The sequence below is a fragment of the Dorea sp. OM07-5 genome, from assembly GCF_003481355.1.
Classification (GTDB): domain Bacteria; phylum Bacillota; class Clostridia; order Lachnospirales; family Lachnospiraceae; genus Dorea_D; species Dorea_D hominis.
In genome coordinates this window covers 136778-154854 of record NZ_QUKZ01000004.1, presented here as the reverse complement: position 1 = coordinate 154854, position 18077 = coordinate 136778, and the positions used below count along the sequence as shown (strand labels likewise).

General features: G+C 41.4%; 15 protein-coding genes. All 15 read right to left on the bottom strand.

The annotated features are described in order from the left end of the window. Nucleotides 1-73: 73 nt before the first annotated feature. The gene (locus DXC04_RS05435) at nt 74-337 is read right to left on the bottom strand and encodes an HPr family phosphocarrier protein (RefSeq protein ID WP_021861641.1); all 264 of its coding nucleotides are present in this window, start codon (nt 335-337) and stop codon (nt 74-76) included. Between the two features lie 15 nt (nt 338-352). Next, on the bottom strand, nt 353-1642 hold the full coding sequence (locus tag DXC04_RS05430) for a CdaR family protein (RefSeq protein ID WP_021861642.1): 1290 nt from the start codon (nt 1640-1642) through the stop codon (nt 353-355). Beyond that, nucleotides 1620-2504: a diadenylate cyclase CdaA gene (gene cdaA, locus DXC04_RS05425; protein WP_021861643.1), complete on the bottom strand. Its 885-nt coding sequence runs from the start codon at nt 2502-2504 to the stop codon at nt 1620-1622. Before cdaA ends, DXC04_RS05430 begins: the two co-directional genes overlap by 23 nt. A gap of 32 nt (nt 2505-2536) precedes the next feature. Then, nucleotides 2537-3676: a hypothetical protein gene (locus tag DXC04_RS05420; protein ID WP_118660318.1), complete on the bottom strand. Its 1140-nt coding sequence runs from the start codon at nt 3674-3676 to the stop codon at nt 2537-2539. Nucleotide 3677: 1 nt separating this feature from the next. Continuing rightward, entirely contained in the window at nt 3678-4073 is a 396-nt protein-coding gene (locus DXC04_RS05415; protein WP_118660316.1) for a hypothetical protein, read from the bottom strand. A 57-nt stretch (nt 4074-4130) separates the two neighbouring features. Then, nucleotides 4131-4883, bottom strand: a complete 753-nt coding sequence (locus DXC04_RS05410; RefSeq protein ID WP_226976496.1) for a ComF family protein — start codon at nt 4881-4883, stop codon at nt 4131-4133. Further along, nucleotides 4876-7080: an SF1B family DNA helicase RecD2 gene (gene recD2, locus DXC04_RS05405; protein ID WP_118660314.1), complete on the bottom strand. Its 2205-nt coding sequence runs from the start codon at nt 7078-7080 to the stop codon at nt 4876-4878. The genes DXC04_RS05410 and recD2 overlap by 8 nt, the downstream gene beginning before the upstream one ends. Nucleotides 7081-7103: 23 nt before the next feature. Then, entirely contained in the window at nt 7104-8093 is a 990-nt protein-coding gene (locus DXC04_RS05400) for a rod shape-determining protein (protein ID WP_021861648.1), read from the bottom strand. Nucleotides 8094-8222: 129 nt separating this feature from the next. After that, nucleotides 8223-11063: an excinuclease ABC subunit UvrA gene (gene uvrA, locus DXC04_RS05395; RefSeq protein ID WP_118660312.1), complete on the bottom strand. Its 2841-nt coding sequence runs from the start codon at nt 11061-11063 to the stop codon at nt 8223-8225. A gap of 83 nt (nt 11064-11146) precedes the next feature. After that, nucleotides 11147-13129 carry an excinuclease ABC subunit UvrB gene (gene uvrB / locus DXC04_RS05390; RefSeq protein WP_118660310.1) on the bottom strand — a complete coding sequence of 661 codons (1983 nt, stop codon included), beginning with the start codon at nt 13127-13129 and terminating at the stop codon, nt 11147-11149. Between the two features lie 333 nt (nt 13130-13462). After that, nucleotides 13463-14755 (bottom strand): tyrosine-type recombinase/integrase, encoded by a 1293-nt coding sequence (locus tag DXC04_RS05380; RefSeq protein ID WP_005337952.1) that lies wholly within the window; start codon nt 14753-14755, stop codon nt 13463-13465. Between the two features lie 2 nt (nt 14756-14757). Next, nucleotides 14758-15975, bottom strand: a complete 1218-nt coding sequence (locus DXC04_RS05375; RefSeq protein ID WP_055181881.1) for a site-specific integrase — start codon at nt 15973-15975, stop codon at nt 14758-14760. Beyond that, nucleotides 15972-16199, bottom strand: a complete 228-nt coding sequence (locus tag DXC04_RS05370) for a helix-turn-helix domain-containing protein (RefSeq protein ID WP_005337954.1) — start codon at nt 16197-16199, stop codon at nt 15972-15974. Before DXC04_RS05370 ends, DXC04_RS05375 begins: the two co-directional genes overlap by 4 nt. 150 nt (nt 16200-16349) lie before the next feature. Further along, the gene (locus DXC04_RS05365) at nt 16350-16871 is read right to left on the bottom strand and encodes a type II toxin-antitoxin system PemK/MazF family toxin (RefSeq protein ID WP_009243963.1); all 522 of its coding nucleotides are present in this window, start codon (nt 16869-16871) and stop codon (nt 16350-16352) included. A 593-nt stretch (nt 16872-17464) separates the two neighbouring features. Then, a complete protein-coding gene (locus DXC04_RS05360) occupies nt 17465-17935 on the bottom strand; it encodes an RNA polymerase sigma factor (protein ID WP_064786979.1) in 471 nt (156 codons plus the stop codon). Between the last annotated feature and the right edge of the window lie 142 nt (nt 17936-18077).

The following is an 18077-nucleotide window of genomic DNA, read 5'->3' as shown; positions in this document are numbered from 1 at the left end:
TTTATCTCCCTTCTGTATATCCGAGTTCCTTAACAAAAAACAGTTTTTCCTGTTGGAAAAACTGTTTTTACTTTTACTCTCCCAATCCGTCTTCTACAGCGCTGACCATCGCTTTCATTGCATCAGCTTCGTCTTCGCCGTCGCAGATTAAGACAATCTTATCCCCTTTTTTTATACATGCTCCAAGCACACTCAGCACACTTTTTGCATTTGCTACTGTCTCTTCATGTTGAAACAGCACTTTGCAGTTATAATAGCTCGCCGTATTACAGAATACCCCCGCAGGTCTCAGATGAAGCCCCGTCGGATTACTGATCGTTACTTCCTGCTTTAACATATTGTTGCCTTTCTCTTAATTGTTTTCTTTCGTTTTTTCTTCGTCCTTGACATTCGCCTTCGCTTTATTTTCAAGCACTACTTTAATGCTCATACTCTTCTCCAACGTACAATGTTCCGGAAGTGATACCTGAATTGGAACATTATAAGTTCCGGGTTCCGTATATTTTGCCAGATCAATACTTACACTTTCATCGATATTTATCTTATTGAGCGCATCTTCCGGTCCACGAATCTGAATATCCAGTGCATCTGCGGATTCATAATTGATAGACAAATCACTGTCAAGATTCAGAACCGATACAGAACCTACCGATATTTCGAAAGATTTTGTTCCGTCCTTTTCTATCAGGATCGTTACTGCCACAGAATTTGCATTCTCATCAGCCAGTACGATTCCATCCGGAAGATACTCCGAAACATCTATAACCTTTTCTGTCTTTTCTTTCAGATTTTCCATTGCCAGCGCTGACGCCGGAATCTGAATCTCTGATAGCTGCTGAAGCTTATCAACATCTCCTGACACACTGATCTCTTTCGGTTCGTATTTAATATTTGAAAATTCATAACCATTTGCTGCCTGGATCGCTGAAGTGTCAAAATTCAACGGTACGTTTTTTGTACGAAGCAGTTCAACGTGAATGTCTACACCTTCTGTACCAAGATTATTGCTCAAGAGATTCTGGTCAATCTCATTGTTATCTTCATCATATAGTTTCAGCTCAGATTCCAGCGTTGATGTCTTGGATAAACCAGACACACTGACTGTAGCTTCTACTTTACTGATCTTATCAATTACGGATTTCGGTCCACGGATCGATACTTTCTCCGGCATAGCCTCAATCTGTCCTAAAACATATCCATCACGTACCGTACCTGTTGTCTTTGGAACGATTGGGAATTTCTTTGTCTCCTCATCTTCCAGTTTCACCTGCATATTGCGTGGTGTCGCATATGCATCCGCTACTTTATAATTTTTCACCGTAACTTCAATCGGTATCTGTGTCTCCAATGTAAGTTCCTTCATATCAGCAACAGCAGTGATATCATTTGCACTTAATTTACTCAAAACAGAACGTTTTGCCTTTACCGTAACTGTAACATTCTGTGTATCATCCAGAATCTGATACGTCTTTGGAGAATCCTCTGAAGCAAGCACTTCTGTATTGATCACTGTTACAGGAATGTTACTGAAATTCTGATCCATGATCGGATCATCAATATTAACCACTATAAGCCACAACAAACCTGCAGCCAGAAAGGCTAATATCTTAAGACTAAAATTATTCGACAGTCTTGTTCTCATTCTTACGCCTTCCTTTCCGCAAAGAATACCATTTACCGGACTCCACCTTGCGGTTCTGGATCTGTTCCAGACTCGCTCTTAATTCCTCTCGTGTAATATCACGAAGAAGTTTTCCACTGTGCGCAACTGAAACAGCACCTGTTTCCTCAGAAACAACAATGATCACTGCATCACTGACTTCGCTCATCCCCACAGCTGCACGATGTCTTGTTCCCAGATCTTTGCTAAGTTCCATGTTGTCCGACAACGGCAGATAACAGGTTGCCGACACAATTCTGTCTCCACGCACAATAATCGCACCGTCATGAAGTGGTGTATTATGTTCAAAAATCTGTTCCAGAACCTGTTTGGAAATCAGGCAGTCCAAATGAATTCCTGTACTCTCGTACTCTGTCAGACGGATTGCCTGCTCTACTACGATCAGCGCACCTGTCTTCACACTTCCCATACTATAAGAAGCTTCTACAATACTTGTGATCGTATCCTCGCTGAACCGCACTCTGTCTCTTGTCGTATCAAACGGAACCATAGAAGAAAGTACACTTTTTTCTCCCAGCTTTTCCAAAGCTCTACGAAGTTCCGGCTGGAAAACGACAACTGCTGCCGTCGCCATAACCGTAACTGCGTTCTTGGCAAGGAACAAAATCGTATGCATCTGGAAAATTGCGGCAACAAGAATAAACACAGCCAGCACAAGGATTCCTTTCATCAGCATCCATGCCTTTGTATTCTTTACCCAGATCATCAACTGATAGATCAGAAATGTAAGAATCAATACTTCTACAATATCTGTAATCCTTATATTAGGAAAATACACCTCTGTTACATATTTCTGCAAAAAATGAGAAATACGCTGTTCCATTCTGTCACCTCCTTCTTTTTTTATCGCATTCTTTATTTCATATTAAGATCTTTTTTCAAACTCTGTGTCAAAAGCAGTTTATTTACTTCATCAATATCATGTTTCTTTGCAGAAGGACCTTTTTTAGCTGTCGGTCTCTTCCGTCCCTGATTGCTCTGTCTCTGATTCGGATGTACTTTTTCAGCTCTGTCATTCTTAGGCTGTCTGTTCTTGCGGATCTTATTTGTATCCATGATCTCCGTTCCATGTCTTTCATTGATCCGTTTTACGGTCTTCTCCGGTGTTGCCACTGAAAGCTTCGGAACTGCTTTTACATAATAATAGTATTCGTCATCTTCATATTGCAAATTCTCACTTTTTGCATAATCCACAGAAAAGAAAAACAATTCAAGAATCAGTCCAATGATCACCGCAAATATATTGCCAAAGATCAAACCTACATAAGAAGTATGAACTCCCAGTGCCACATCTCCGATTGCAATCACGATAATATTCGCTACTGCTCCGGCAGCAATTGCAATCTTCCATGCATGATCTGCCGCCTGACGGTGAATCGTATATACAAGGAACAAACAGATGATAAATGCTGCAATTGCAATCCACATTTCCTTATTCTGAAACACCTGCTTTACATAAGCAGTAATCTCTGTCATCATCTTTGCTTTCCCGGAACTTTCCATTCCCGGAGCTGCTTTCTTCACATATGCCATCATATAATATACAATCGTTCCACAAATTACAGCTACCAGACTGATCGGTGTTGCAACTAGACCTAATGCGATTGGAATAATGTATGGAATATTGAACGCAAATGCGATTGGTGTCAGCAATACTACAATTGCCATTTTCGGTGTCAGGCGTAAATAAAAAATATACATAACAAGAAAAATCAACGCTGTAACTGCCAGTGCCGAAACGGATGCTGCAAACATATGTACCAGAATCAGCGCTGTAGCAAGAAATACCGTGATGATCATCGGGAAGAATGTACAGATCACAGCAAGAGCCAGCGTTGCTACCGGTGATGCCGCCGCTTTCATAAAGCCGACATTACCATTGATCAGATAAAACGTCACCAGGGCGAGCACAAATTGTATTCCCTTATCGAATACTCTGGAATGTGCTGCATACAGTTCCCGCATTTTTTCTCGTATTACAAACAGATTATCCATATTATTGTTTCTCCTTTTCATACAGTTTAAGCAGTTTTATCAGATCATGATTATACATCTTCACTCTCTGTCTTGCATCCTTATGTTTCTGATTATACACATGGCTTGTCACACCGGCATATATCGCCAGTATCACAACATATCCTACTACTGCAACAAGCATCATAATGAGCATTAACAGCAATGACATATGACCTACGATCAGGTCAAATCCCGCCAACAGTATCAGCATCCACACACAGATATATCCAACCGTAACCCACAAAAATGAGCAGATTGAATGTAAGCCGACATAATCTTTTCTATAGTATTCACTGATCTTAAAATCTTCTTTTCCCTGTGTCTGTTCATATAAAGCAAGTTTTGTCATCAACTTCACTTTGCCTCTATCTAACATAATCCACCTCAAACTTCTATTTTCTACTTTTAAACATCATTTTAAGTATAACAAATATCAGTATCCTTGTCCAATACTTATAGTTAAAAAATAGACTTTTTCAGCGCCTGCTTTTTTCAGCAGAAATGATACTGCATCGATCGTATTTCCGGTTGTATAAATATCATCTACAACAACAATCGTACAGCCTTTCCGGAAGCGGTATTTTAGTCCAAATGCCTGTTTCAGGTTCTGCTTTCTTCCTCTGTGTCCCTGGTTTTTTTGTGGCTTTGTATTCTTTGTGCGGACTACAAGATTTGTTTCCACAGGCAGGTTCATAAGTCTGCCGATCTCTGCAGCAAGAAGTTCTGCCTGATTATAGCCTCTCTTCTTTTTTCTCTTTTTATGTAACGGAACCGGTATGAGTACATCCGGATTCCATCTTCGGATCTCTTTTTCAAATTGTCCGACCAGTACTTTTGCGTATTCTTTAGCGAATGCTCTTTGATTATGATATTTAAATTGATATATAGAATTGCTCACCGGTTCTTTATGCACCCACACTGCACTTCCGGCATCAAAATAGTGCTGTCCCTCTGCACAGTCATAGCAGTATTCTTTTTCAGATACATGCAGTGGCTTTCCGCACTGTACACATCTTGGTTCAGTCACAAAAAGTGGCTTAAGCTTCTTCTGGCATTCAGGGCAGATCCCCGTTCTGTATGCCCTCATGCAGAATGGACACCTCTCCGGCCATAAAAGTTTTAACAGCCACTTCCATATTTTTTCTTTATTATCTGCTTTACTATTGCTGTCTTTATTCTTAATCAATAAACTCCTGGATTCGTTCTGCCAGGCTCGTATTCCTGTTCTGTTCGTGTGTATTACGAATCATTTCCTGAAATACGGTTTCACTCCCCACAAGTGTCACACATTGTTTTGCCCGTGTCACTGCTGTATACAAAAGATTTCTCGTATAAAGTTGTCTTGGTCCCTGCAAAAGCGGAATGACAACCGCCGGATATTCACTTCCCTGCGCTTTATGAATCGTGATCGCATATGCAAGTTCCAGTTCATCTAACAGCTGATACGGATATTTGACTTTCCGCTGTTCATCAAACTCTACCGTCACAGTTTCTTCGTACGTATTAATCTCACGGATAATTCCGGTATCTCCATTAAAAACGCCCTGCCCTTTGTCTATGGTCATTCCATATTTTGTAGATACTTCCCATTCCAGTTGATAATTATTTTTAATCTGCATAACTTTATCACCTTCACGGAAAAGCCGTTCTCCATATTCTTTTTCCTTTTTATTCTTCTGTGACGGATTCAGATATTCCTGTAAAATCCGATTCAGCCGTTCCACTCCAAGAAGACCTTTGCGCATCGGTGTCAGGATCTGGATATCATATGGTTTTGCGTGTACATATTTGGGCATTTTCTGTTGGACAAGTGTAATTGCAATACTAATGATCACATTCGGATCCTGTCTTTTCAGGAAGAAAAAATCCATACTCTTATTATCCAGTACAATCGGTTCTCCCTGATTGATCTTATGCGCATTCACTACAATATCGCTTTCTCCCGCCTGTCTGAAAATCTTTGTCAGCATAACGACCGGAAAACATTTCGAAGCTATAATGTCTTTTAAGACACTTCCCGGACCTACACTTGGAAGCTGATTCCGGTCACCCACAAGGATCAGACGGGTTCCCGGAACAATCGCACCAAGCAGTGCATACATCAGTGGCAGATCCACCATCGACATCTCATCTATGATAATTGCATCTGTTTCCAGCGGATTCTCCGCATTTCTTCCAAATCCGGATGGGGTGTCTTCCTCCTCCGGATTTCCATTCACTTCCAGCAACCGATGAATCGTCTGTGCCTCATATCCGGTTGTCTCTGTCATTCTTTTTGCAGCACGTCCGGTAGGCGCAGCCAGCGCAATCTCCATTCCCTCACTTTCAAAAAAATGAATCATTGCATTGATGGTTGTTGTCTTTCCTGTACCCGGGCCTCCGGTCAGCACCATAATCCCGTTTCTCGCCGCCTCCATGACCGCTTTTTTCTGCATTTCATCCAACTGCATCCCTGTATTTTTTTCAATTTCATGAATGCGGTGGAGAAGGACTACATCTGCAATTTCATCCCTTGTATTCAGATCATGCAGCATCTTTGCTGTATTCAGTTCCATATAATAATAATGCAAAGCATAGATTCTGTCTTCTTTTACAACGATTTTCTTTTCCATAGAAAGATCCATCAGATATGGCTCCAGATCTGTAATTCGTACGCCAAGCAGTTCGCCCGCGCGATACAGCAGTTCCTTCTTATGCAGGTAAATATGTCCTTCCATGACACTTTCCTGCAAAGTATAAAAAATACCGCTGCGGATCCGGAAATCGGAATCTGTATGGATTCCAACTTTTGATGCGATCTCATCAGCAGTTTTAAAACCGACACCCGGCACATGATCTGCAATCTGATATGGATTATTTTCTATCACACGGTAAACATTCTGCCCGTAATGCTGGTAAATCTTTGCTGCAAGAGTCGTAGATATTCCATAATTCTGCAGGTAGATCATTGCCTCCCGCATTTCTTTTTTCTCTTCTACCTGAACAGCAATCTCTCTTGCCTTCCGCTCGCTGATTCCCTTGACTTCTGCCAGACGTTCCGGCTCTTCTTCAATGATCCGGAATGTCTCTTCCTTAAACTTCTTGACAATACGTCCCGCAAGTGCCGCTCCCACGCCTTTAATTGCGCCTGAGCCAAGATATCTCTCAATGGAAATCAGATCTTCTGGCGCACATACTCGTGAAGCCGATACCTGAAGCTGTGTTCCATACAGCTTATGTACCGTATATTCGCCTTCAAGCTCCAGAAGTTCGCCTTCTTCTATATAATGAAACTTTCCTACACAGGTCAGTTCACCATCTTCATTATTTAAATTAAAAACTGTATAACCATTTTCTTCATTCCGGTATACAATGTGTTCTACATAACCTTTTATCTCTTCCATATGTGCTTCTTCGTATTTGTATTTTAATATTCTTTCTGTCCACTCATAAATTCAACATACTGTCCGGTTCCAATAGCAACTACCTGCATCGGTTCATCAGCAGTCATTGTATTAATACCGGTACGCTCTTCAATCAGCTCTTCCAGCCCGCGGAGCATTGCTCCTCCACCGGTCAGAACAATGCCACGCTCCAAAATATCTGCTGACAGCTCCGGCGGTGTTCTCTCCAATACGTTCATAATTGATTCTACGATCTGTCCCGTTGTCTCCCTTAATGCCTGCTCCGTCTCCGACGAAGAAATTGTTACGACTTTTGGTAATCCGGTTACAAGATTACGTCCTTTCACTTCCATCACTTCGTCTTCCATCATCTGATAGGTCGTTCCGATCTTAATCTTAATATCTTCTGCTGTCCGTTCACCAATCAGAAGATTGTGTTTTTTCTTCATATAACGGACAATGGCTTCATCAAAATCATCTCCTGCAAGTTTCAGTGAGGCGCTCACAACTGTTCCACCCAGAGAGATCACAGCTACATCTGTTGTTCCTCCACCGATATCTACGAGTAATGTGCCACATGGCTTGGAAATGTCAATTCCGGCACCAATCGCTGCCGCAACCGGTTCCTCGATCAGTTTCACATCTCTCGCACCTGCCGCATAAGTAGCTTCTTCTACCGCCTTACGCTCCACTTCCGTCACACCGCTTGGTACACAGATACTGATACGTGGCTTTTTAAATGAACGCTTTCCCATTGCTTTCTGTACAAAATATTTGATCATCTTTTCCGTCACAGTATAATCTGAAATCACACCATGGCGCAACGGACGGATCGCTACAACGTTTCCCGGTGTTCTCCCGAGCATCAGTCTTGCTTCTTCTCCGATCGCTCTTATTATATTTGAATCTCTGTCAAAAGCCACAACAGATGGCTCTTTTAAGATAACTCCCTTTCCTTTTACATATACCAGAACACTGGCAGTGCCTAAATCAATCCCAATATCGACCGACATGTTCAATCCCCTTTCATTTCTGCATCTGGTTTTCATGCATGTATCATTATAATCAAATTCCTCTAAAATAGAAAGCCCTTTTTCCTTAATTATTTGTGAAGCAAACGTGTATCCTGTCGAATGGAACTATTATTTATCTAACACCTGTCGGATATATCTGCCTGTATAGGAAACCGGATTGTCAGCCACCTGTTCCGGTGTTCCCTGCGCAATAACAGTTCCTCCCTTATCTCCGCCTTCCGGACCCATATCAATGATATAATCCGCAGTCTTAATAACATCCAGATTATGTTCGATCACAAGAACGGTATTTCCATCTGCGGAAAGTCTGCGCAAAATTTCCGTAAGCTTGTGCACATCTGCAAAATGCAGTCCGGTTGTCGGTTCATCCAGAATATAGATGGTCTTTCCTGTACTTCTCTTACTCAGTTCTGTTGCAAGTTTGATTCTCTGCGCTTCTCCTCCCGAGAGCTGTGTCGAAGGCTGTCCCAAGCGGATATAAGAAAGTCCTACATCGTACAGAGTTTCCATTTTTCTGCGGATACTTGGTACATTTTCAAAAAAATGCAATGCTTCTTCCACTGTCATATTCAGCACATCATAAATACTCTTACCCTTGTATTTTACCTCCAGAGTTTCTCTGTTATACCTCTTTCCGTGACAAACTTCACAAGGCACATATACGTCTGGCAGGAAATGCATCTCTATTTTTAAAATACCGTCTCCACTGCAGGCTTCACATCGTCCGCCCTTCACATTGAAACTGAATCTTCCTTTTTTATAGCCTCTTGCTTTGGCATCCGCTGTTGACGCAAAAAGATCACGGATCAGATCAAAGACACCGGTATACGTGGCAGGATTTGACCTCGGTGTACGCCCAATTGGAGACTGGTCAATGGCAATTACTTTGTCAAGCTGTTCCAGTCCTTCAATATTCTTGTGCTTTCCCGGAATTGTTCTGGCACGGTTCAAATCCCTGGCAAGTCTTTTATATAAAATTTCATTTACAAGAGAACTTTTTCCCGAACCTGAGACACCGGTTACACAAGTCATAATGCCAAGCGGAATCTCCACATCGATCCCTTTTAAATTGTTCTCTTCTGCACCGGTAATTTTCAGCCAGCCTGATGGCTTCTCCCGCACTTCCGGCACCGGTATCTTCTTCTTGCCGCTTAAATATGCTCCTGTTATCGAATCCGGATTCGCCATGATTTCTTCAGCAGTTCCCTCTGCTACAACTTTTCCACCATGTTCTCCCGCTCCCGGTCCAATATCAACAATATAATCTGCTTCCCGCATTGTATCTTCATCATGCTCTACTACAAGAACTGAATTGCCCAGATCACGCAGATGTTTCAGCGTATTTAATAATTTATCATTATCTCTCTGATGAAGTCCGATGCTCGGCTCATCCAGAATATATGCCACACCTACCAAGCCGGAACCGATCTGTGTTGCAAGCCGGATTCTCTGCGCTTCCCCTCCGGATAACGAACCGGTTGCTCTTCCAAGTGTCAGATAATCCAGCCCAACATCCAGAAGAAACCGGATTCTTGCACGAATTTCCTTTAAAATCTGTCCCCCGATCAACATCTGCTGTTTGTCTAATTCCAATGTTTCCAGGAACTGATGCAGTTTTTCAATAGAGAGGTCTGTCAGTTCGGCAATATTGCATCCTCCGACAGTTACTGCCAGTGCTTCCGGTTTTAGCCTCTGCCCTTTGCAGGCACTGCACGGCGTAATCCTCATGAATTCTTCATATTCTGCTTTCATTGTCTGGGAACCCGTCTCTCGGTATCTGCGTTCCACGTTGCGGAGCAGCCCTTCGAAAGCGACATCATACACACCTTCTCCACGCTGACCTTTGTAATAGACTTTCACTTCTTTTCCATCCGTTCCATGAATCAGTATATCGTGGATTTTTTTCGGATATTCCTCAAAAGGTGTATCCAGTGAAAATTTGTACTCCTTGCTTAAAGCATCGAGAATCGCATAGGTAAAACTCTTCTTATCGGTACACGACTGCCATCCCAGTACCGTAATCGCACCTTCGGCGATGCTCAGTCTCTTATCCGGAATCATCAGATCTTCATCAAATTCCATCTTATAACCCAGTCCGAAACATTCCGGGCACGCACCAAACGGATTATTGAAAGAAAAGCTTCTTGGTTCGATCTCATCAATACTGATTCCGCAATCCGGACATGAAAAGCTCTGACTGAAATTCATCGTTTCTCCGTCAATAATATCTACCATCATCAGGCCCTCTGCCAGGTGTAACACATTCTCCACCGAATCTGTCAGTCGTTTTTCGATTCCAGGTTTTACAACGAGACGGTCTACGACAATTTCAATGTTATGTTTGATATTCTTATCTAATTTGATCTCTTCCGAGAGTTCATACAGATTCCCGTCAATCCGCACACGGACATATCCACTCTTCTTTGCACGGTCTAAAAGTTTCTCATGGCGTCCTTTTCTGCCACGGACTACAGGCGCAAGAAGCTGGATCTTCGTCCGTTCCGGAAGTGCCATAATCTGGTCTACCATCTGATCGACCGTCTGTCTTCTGATCTCTCTTCCACACTTTGGACAATGCGGGATTCCGATTCTTGCATATAATAATCGGAAATAATCATAAATCTCCGTTACCGTTCCAACCGTAGATCTCGGATTTCGGTTCGTAGATTTCTGGTCAATAGAAATTGCCGGTGAAAGTCCCTCAATGCTCTCTACGTCCGGTTTTTCCATCTGTCCCAAAAACTGTCTTGCATAAGAAGACAGCGATTCCATGTATCGTCTCTGTCCTTCCGCATAAATGGTATCGAACGCCAAAGAAGACTTTCCCGAACCACTAAGTCCTGTAAGGACAACCAGTTTATCTCTTGGAATATCCAAATCTACATTCTTCAAATTATGCTCATTGGCTCCCCGTATTCTTATATATCGATTGTTCTCTTTTCTATCCACCGTTTTTTATGCCCCTTTATTTTAATTGTTTCTGCAGCTGCTGCATTTTTTATTCTATCTGGCTTTTTATCTGCCATTTTTCTTTATTCTTCCTTCTGTAGCTTCTTTAATTCTATTAATTTATCACGCAACTCTGCTGCCGCTTCGAAATTCAGCTCTGCTGCCGCTTTCTTCATCTGCTTTGTCACATCTGCGATCAGCTTCTCCAGTTCCTTTGCACTCATAGACTCCGGATCTTTTTCCATCTTCATCTCAGATGCAGCAACTTTCTTTGAAATACTGATCAGATCACGGACGCTCTTCTGTATCGTCTTTGGTGTGATTCCATGTTCTTCATTATATTTCATCTGGATTTCACGTCTCCTTGACGTCTCATCCATCGCTTTCTGCATAGATTCCGTGATCGTATCCGCGTACATGATAACATGTCCTTCCACATTACGCGCAGCACGGCCGATCGTCTGTACCAGTGACGTCTCTGAACGTAAGAATCCTTCTTTATCCGCGTCAAGAATTGCCACAAGTGTAATCTCCGGAATATCCAGACCTTCACGCAAAAGATTGATTCCGACAAGCACATCGAAGACATCCAGTCGCATATCACGGACAATCTCTGTACGCTCCAGCGTATCAATATCCGAATGTAAATATCTTACACGGATGCCTACTTCCCGCATATAATCGGTCAGATCCTCTGCCATTCGTTTCGTAAGTGTTGTAATCAGTACTTTATTCTTTTTTGCGATCTCTTTATTCACTTCACCAATCAGATCATCAATCTGTCCTTCTACCGGACGCACTACAATCTCAGGATCCAGAAGCCCGGTCGGCCGGATTACCTGCTCTGCCCGGAGAAGTTCATGCTCTTCTTCGTAAGTGCCTGGCGTAGCCGAAACAAAAAGTACCTGGTCAATCTTATTTTCAAATTCATCAAAACTAAGTGGACGGTTATCCAGTGCCGATGGCAGGCGGAAACCATATTCCACCAGGGTACGTTTTCTCGACTGGTCTCCATGATACATTCCACCAATCTGCGGAACTGTCTTATGCGACTCATCAATCATCATTACAAAATCGTCCGGGAAATAATTCAGCAGCGTATTCGGCGGCTGTCCCGGAAGCAGTCCTGCCAGATGTCTGGAATAGTTTTCAATTCCGGAACAGAAGCCAGTCTCCCTCATCATCTCAATATCAAAATTTGTCCGTTCCGCAATACGTTGTGCTTCCAGAAGCTTTCCTTCGCCTTTGAAATATTTCACCTGGCCTTCCAATTCAAGCTCAATATCATGAATTGCTTTCTCCATACGTTCCTTTGGAACGACATAATGAGAAGCCGGAAATATTGCAATGTGATTCAATGTATTTTTAATCTCACCGGTAAGCATATCAATCTCTGAAATCCGATCGATCTCATCCCCGAAAAACTCAACTCTGATCGCAGTATCCCCACGGTCTGCCGGCACAATCTCTACTGTATCTCCCCGCACACGAAACGTTCCACGCTTGAAATCCATATCATTTCTGTCATATTGAATATCTATCAGCTGACGCAGTACTTCATCCCGGTCTTTCTCCATTCCCGGTCTTAATGATACCATCATCTGCTCAAAGTTCTCCGGTTCGCCCAAACCATAAATACAGGATACACTGGCAATTACGATTACATCTCTCCGTTCGATCAACGCCGCTGTTGCCGACAGTCTTAATTTATCAATCTCTTCATTTACAGAAGAATCCTTCGCAATGTAAGTGTCGGATGACGGAACGTAGGCTTCCGGCTGGTAATAATCATAGTAGGATACAAAATATTCCACTGCGTTCTCAGGGAACATCTCCTTGAACTCTCCGTACAACTGAGCTGCTAACGTCTTATTATGAGCAATGACAAGCGTCGGCTTCTGTAATTGCTGAATCACATTTGCCATCGTAAAAGTCTTTCCAGAACCCGTAACCCCTAGTAAAGTCTGGCATTGATTGCCTTCCTTGAACCCTTTCACAAGCTCTGCTATCGCCTGTGGCTGGTCTCCGGTTGGCTTATATGGGGCTTTTAATTTGAACTCATTCATGGTAAATCCCTCCATTTGTGACTTTTACTATGATCATTATCAGCCAAAAATTCGTATCCAGATTCGTAACGAAAAGCTTATTTTATGGTGAATAGATGTCTTTTTCACCTCGTTACGAATAAAAGTCACAAAACTGATTTTTGCGGATAAAACAACACTCGGAAATACCTGATGATACCAGGCTCCGATTCTGTCATATTTTTACTGTTTGTTCTTGTAACAGTCCCTATTATATCAGACATTTTTTTGAAAGTATATAGATGAAGGTAAGAAAAAGCACAAATGTTCGATTCTTATTTGTACTTTTCTCTCTTACTACTATTCTATTTTTTATCATGCTGCGTTGAAATATTCCTCCAGGATTAAGTCTATTTCAATCACTTCTGAATAATCATAATACTGATCTTTCCGCTCTTTTGGAATAACTTCTTCAATAAATGGTTCCAATACATCCAGACAGTCTTCTATGATTTCCTGCGTATCTCCATAGACATCTACTGATATGATTTCCTTGGCATGTCCCAATAAATGCGAAACACCTTTTGAATTAAAGCTATTCTTCAGCAAAATAGTTGCATAGGTATTTCTCAACTGGTGAAAATGAATATCAGGCAAATCCAAGGATTTCAACAAGTCTTTATAGTATTTCTGATGAAAGCCTTTACTCCTTGGATTCCCATATGTAGAACAACAAATATAATTCCAGTCCCGGAACTCTTTTGGTCTGCGTCTGCGGTTCTTCTCATAAGTTTTCCGTTCTTCTAGAATGGCTTCAAATACATAATCCGGTATTGGAAGTTCACGCACACCAGCAGGTGTTTTTGTTTTAATTTCCTGCTTTGTCAGCATCTTAGGTGCACAATCTTCTGCTTTACTGTTTGGCTTCTTTCCCAACTGACGCTCTACTCTCAACGTCCTGTGAATGTAATCGACATCACTGTATTTCAGACCATTTATTTCACTTCTTCTGAGTCCCATCAATACCGCAAATAAAATCTGCATATGAATCGGTGTCTCCTTGCTTGCCTCAATCAACCGAAGCACCTGCGGAAGTGTCAATGTTTTCTTCTCGTCAATTTTCAGGACACGATACTCTGTCTTTTTTATTTTCTTCGGTAAATTGATTCCCTTCGCAGGATTTGTTGCCAATACATTTTTGTTAAATGCATACTCCAATGATGTTTTCATGATCGTCCTGACATTTTTCGCAACCGATTCATACTTCTCTGCAACTGCATTATATAATTTTCTGATATACCCCTGATTCAGTGTAGACATATACATTTTTCCAAGCTGTGGAACAATATAATTCTTAATGGAACTTTTGTAAGTTGTATAAGTATCGTCTGTTATCCGGGGACGCATAATATCTTCCAGCCAGAAGATCATAAACTCCTCTACCCGGATTTTTCCATACACAATATAGGTTCCGGTATGTAGCTGTCCGATTACTTCATCACGAAATGCATTAGCTTCTCTTTTGGTTGTGAATCCCGCATGTTGCTGTGTCTTTGTACTTTCATCTGCAAACGTCAGCAACACGCGAAATCCATATCCTTTTTTGATTGTCGTCACCGAATAAACCTTATATTCTACATATTTCTTAAAATCAAAGGTCTTATGCATGGCTATCCCTCCGTTCCCGTTCGTTGTGGTACAAATGTATTATTTACAAATGCAATAATCTTATCCTGCTCGTCCATAATCTCACAATAATATTCGTAAGTCGTATGAACGGAACTATGACCTAACAGACCAGATATTTTAAACAATGGAACTCCAAGCTCAATTAAAATGGTCGCAAACATATGTCTGAGTCCATGTACGGTGATATTTGCCAATCCATTTCTGTTACAGATTTTCGTAAGTGCCTGATTCATTGCCGTTAATGATCGGGGTTCGCCATTTTCCTGACAACATACATAATCAAAATTCTTGTATTCTATGCCCGGATCAGTTTTTCGCAATTCAATCAACTGCTGTCTGCGTTTTACTTCCTGCATCACCACTTTTGGCACTCTCAATATCCGGTAGCTGTTCTCAGTCTTTGGATTCCTTTCAATAACAGCATATTCCGTAACCGTAAATTCTTTTTCTTTCAGTTTCAGGTTTCCAACAAGCTGTCTGCTAATTCTGACGGTCTGTTTTTCAAAATCAAAATCCTGAAATTTCAATCCAAGAATTTCTCCTTTTCGTAACCCACAAAACAGTCCCAGTAAAATTTCCAGATACCAAGGATTCTTGCTCGCAGCTTCAAGAAAAACTTTCAATTTTTCTTTGCTTAATACCCTTACCTTTGGTTTTGCTCTCGGATATGGCTTTGTCTCAGGCATTGGATTATAGCTTATGAACTTATCTCCTGCTGCATCTTTCATGGCGATGCTCAAAAGCTCCCGCCCTTTATTTCCCGCTGAAGGACAGATTTTTGCGACACGTTCCAGTAGAGCATCTAAATACTCTACTGAAATGTATTTTAATTTGATATCCGCTTCCATACTCGGAAGAATCAGATTATATAAGGTATATGCTCCAACCATTCTCGTGGTTGTCTCAATTCTCGGACTGAAAATATTTTCAAACCAGTATTCCAGATAATCCCCAAGCATCACATCTGTCTTTTGCATTTTTGCAATCTGGAGATTTCTCTGCTTCTTCTGGTATCTTTTTTCATATTCCCAGTAACTTTTCTCTGCTTCTTCCGGCGTTTCAAAGCCACCTTTTTTCCCATATTTTGTCGTCAGATCGTCCTGCAGCTCTTTGGTTCTGTGATACCATGATTTTCCTTCAAAAAAGACAACTCTCTTTTCCTTTGACATTGTCTCCTGCTGCGTTTCTTTCTGTTTCATTCTGCTCTCACTCTTTCTCTCTCCTCGTCTCCATTCAGCCACTTATCAAAAGAATTGCATGGGATACGATAAGATCTGCCAATCTTCAACACCCGGAATGGTTTTCTGTCATAATAAACATTTTCTATAAATTCATATGCCTTGGAGCGTCCCAGCCCAAGCAAATTTTGAACATCTTCTACTTTATATACTTTCTTTTCCATTTCATTCTCTATCATTGCCATGACGTTATCCTCCTCGTCCTAATCTTTGCGCTTTACTACCGGTAGTTTTTAGCTGTGTAACATCTAAAAACGGTACACCACTAAGATATCCATTTTCGTCTACATCGTCCAATGTGCGAATTTTCAAATCGCACACTTGACTTTTACGTGTTACTTGTTCTTTCTTCCTATATAATAGTCGTACCCATTCCGGACATTGCAGAACATACATAATTCCTTATATCGCTGCTCCGGATTCACCCGCCGGATATAACGTCCCGGCACCTCATAAAAATTGCCTGCACATACTCTGCACAAGCTCACGACTAACGGTTTTTCAATTATCTTCGGTATCCCGGTACTTCTTCGGATTGCTTTATTGATTTTCTCCATTTCAGTACGATCTAAGGTACACACATAATTTTCCAACCGTCTTTTATCTAAAGTTCTAAGCTGCTCCAACAGCACTACAGAATCCTTTTCCAAACCTTCCATTTCCGGGACTGCAATGTGTGTCGGCAGTTTCATTTTTTCTTTACTTGTAATTGCTGCCACGATCACTGTCGGACTGTATTGATTTCCTATATTATTCTGAATCACCAGCACCGGACGATAACCGCCCTGCTCACTTCCAAATACAGGATCAAGGTCGGCGTGATAAATATCCCCACGCCTGACGTTTCTATCTTCCATCTTTGCTATATCTCCTCTCGTCTTTCTAACTGTTGTTATCCCTAAATATGTAAAATACAAGCCTATTTGTCCCCGACGCCCCGACTTGTAATTGGGAAATCATCAGACGGCTGACTGCTAATCAGCTCCACAGGATTTTATCTAAAATAAATATATGGGATTGGGAGTTTTCCTCTCCAGGGATCTCCTGAAGCTGCCCTCACTTGTTGCGGCATCAAAGAAATATTTTGTATACACGACTTTATGACCGGACAGGAGTATCATTATGCCTGTTGTCTGTCATCGCCCTGCCAGAAGCAATCTGACAATTATAACCAGATATTTTTCGCTCAACAGTCCGGGTAATACAAACTGAAACCAAAAGGAAGTATACGGGTGGGATTTCGCTGTCTTTACCCAGCCTGTGTTATGGCGTATTTGTTAATGTGGCTTACGCTCATCACGATAACAACAGGAATGTGCCTGATGAATGTATATGAATTTGTCAAGGTTCTTCCCGCTCCCCAGTCTTTTCGTGACAAAAGAAGAAACAGGTGGATCAAAATATTTCTCTTTCCACCTGTTTCCTCACTTAAACGCTATTTTTCAACCCACTATCTCAAAATCTTTTTCAAATTTCTGATTGCTGCTTTTACAGACTTTGCTACCATCTGAAAAGAGCAGCCTTCTTCCTGTGCAATCTGCTCATAATTCTTATCTTCAAAATAATACTTCATCAATCGTCTTCTCTGAATTTCCGACAACTGCTGAATTGCACTATGTAAACGTTCCGCTTCCAGTTTATTCAGAACAGTATCCTCTACACCTTCCTCTTTCTGAAATACCCGTTCATATAAACTGGAATCCCAGATTTCTGACTGTTCCAAATGCCTGTCCACAACATTCATATGCGACACATCCTGCAATTCAAACGTATTAAAAGCTTCATATACATTCTTTCCTATTTCCAAATCCTTGTACTCTTTTTCACCATTACGAAATGAAACATAATATTTTCCGTCCTTCTCATAGATTTCATATGGGTTATATTTATCTTTTCTTCTTTTAGGCTGTCTGCCTTCCATGACCTTTCCTCCAATCTGAATTTTTTTGAATTCAGATCAGTAGGCGGGGCACGAATACGAACAATCGACCTTATTTTGAATTGCTCATTCTCAATATTTAGGTAACAAAAAACGCCCTGACAGATTTCACTCCTATGGACGC

Coding starts and splice junctions, on each gene's coding strand:
- DXC04_RS05415 (WP_118660316.1), bottom strand. CDS start 4,073: ATGTTAGATAGAGGCAAAGTGAAGTTGATGACAAAACTTGCTTTATAT.
- DXC04_RS05420 (WP_118660318.1), bottom strand. CDS start 3,676: ATGGATAATCTGTTTGTAATACGAGAAAAAATGCGGGAACTGTATGCA.
- uvrB (WP_118660310.1), bottom strand. CDS start 13,129: ATGAATGAGTTCAAATTAAAAGCCCCATATAAGCCAACCGGAGACCAG.
- DXC04_RS05430 (WP_021861642.1), bottom strand. CDS start 1,642: ATGAGAACAAGACTGTCGAATAATTTTAGTCTTAAGATATTAGCCTTT.
- DXC04_RS05400 (WP_021861648.1), bottom strand. CDS start 8,093: ATGTCGGTCGATATTGGGATTGATTTAGGCACTGCCAGTGTTCTGGTA.
- cdaA (WP_021861643.1), bottom strand. CDS start 2,504: ATGGAACAGCGTATTTCTCATTTTTTGCAGAAATATGTAACAGAGGTG.
- DXC04_RS05375 (WP_055181881.1), bottom strand. CDS start 15,975: ATGAAACAGAAAGAAACGCAGCAGGAGACAATGTCAAAGGAAAAGAGA.
- DXC04_RS05360 (WP_064786979.1), bottom strand. CDS start 17,935: ATGGAAGGCAGACAGCCTAAAAGAAGAAAAGATAAATATAACCCATAT.
- recD2 (WP_118660314.1), bottom strand. CDS start 7,080: ATGGAAGAGATAAAAGGTTATGTAGAACACATTGTATACCGGAATGAA.
- DXC04_RS05370 (WP_005337954.1), bottom strand. CDS start 16,199: ATGGCAATGATAGAGAATGAAATGGAAAAGAAAGTATATAAAGTAGAA.
- DXC04_RS05365 (WP_009243963.1), bottom strand. CDS start 16,871: ATGGAAGATAGAAACGTCAGGCGTGGGGATATTTATCACGCCGACCTT.
- DXC04_RS05380 (WP_005337952.1), bottom strand. CDS start 14,755: ATGCATAAGACCTTTGATTTTAAGAAATATGTAGAATATAAGGTTTAT.
- DXC04_RS05435 (WP_021861641.1), bottom strand. CDS start 337: ATGTTAAAGCAGGAAGTAACGATCAGTAATCCGACGGGGCTTCATCTG.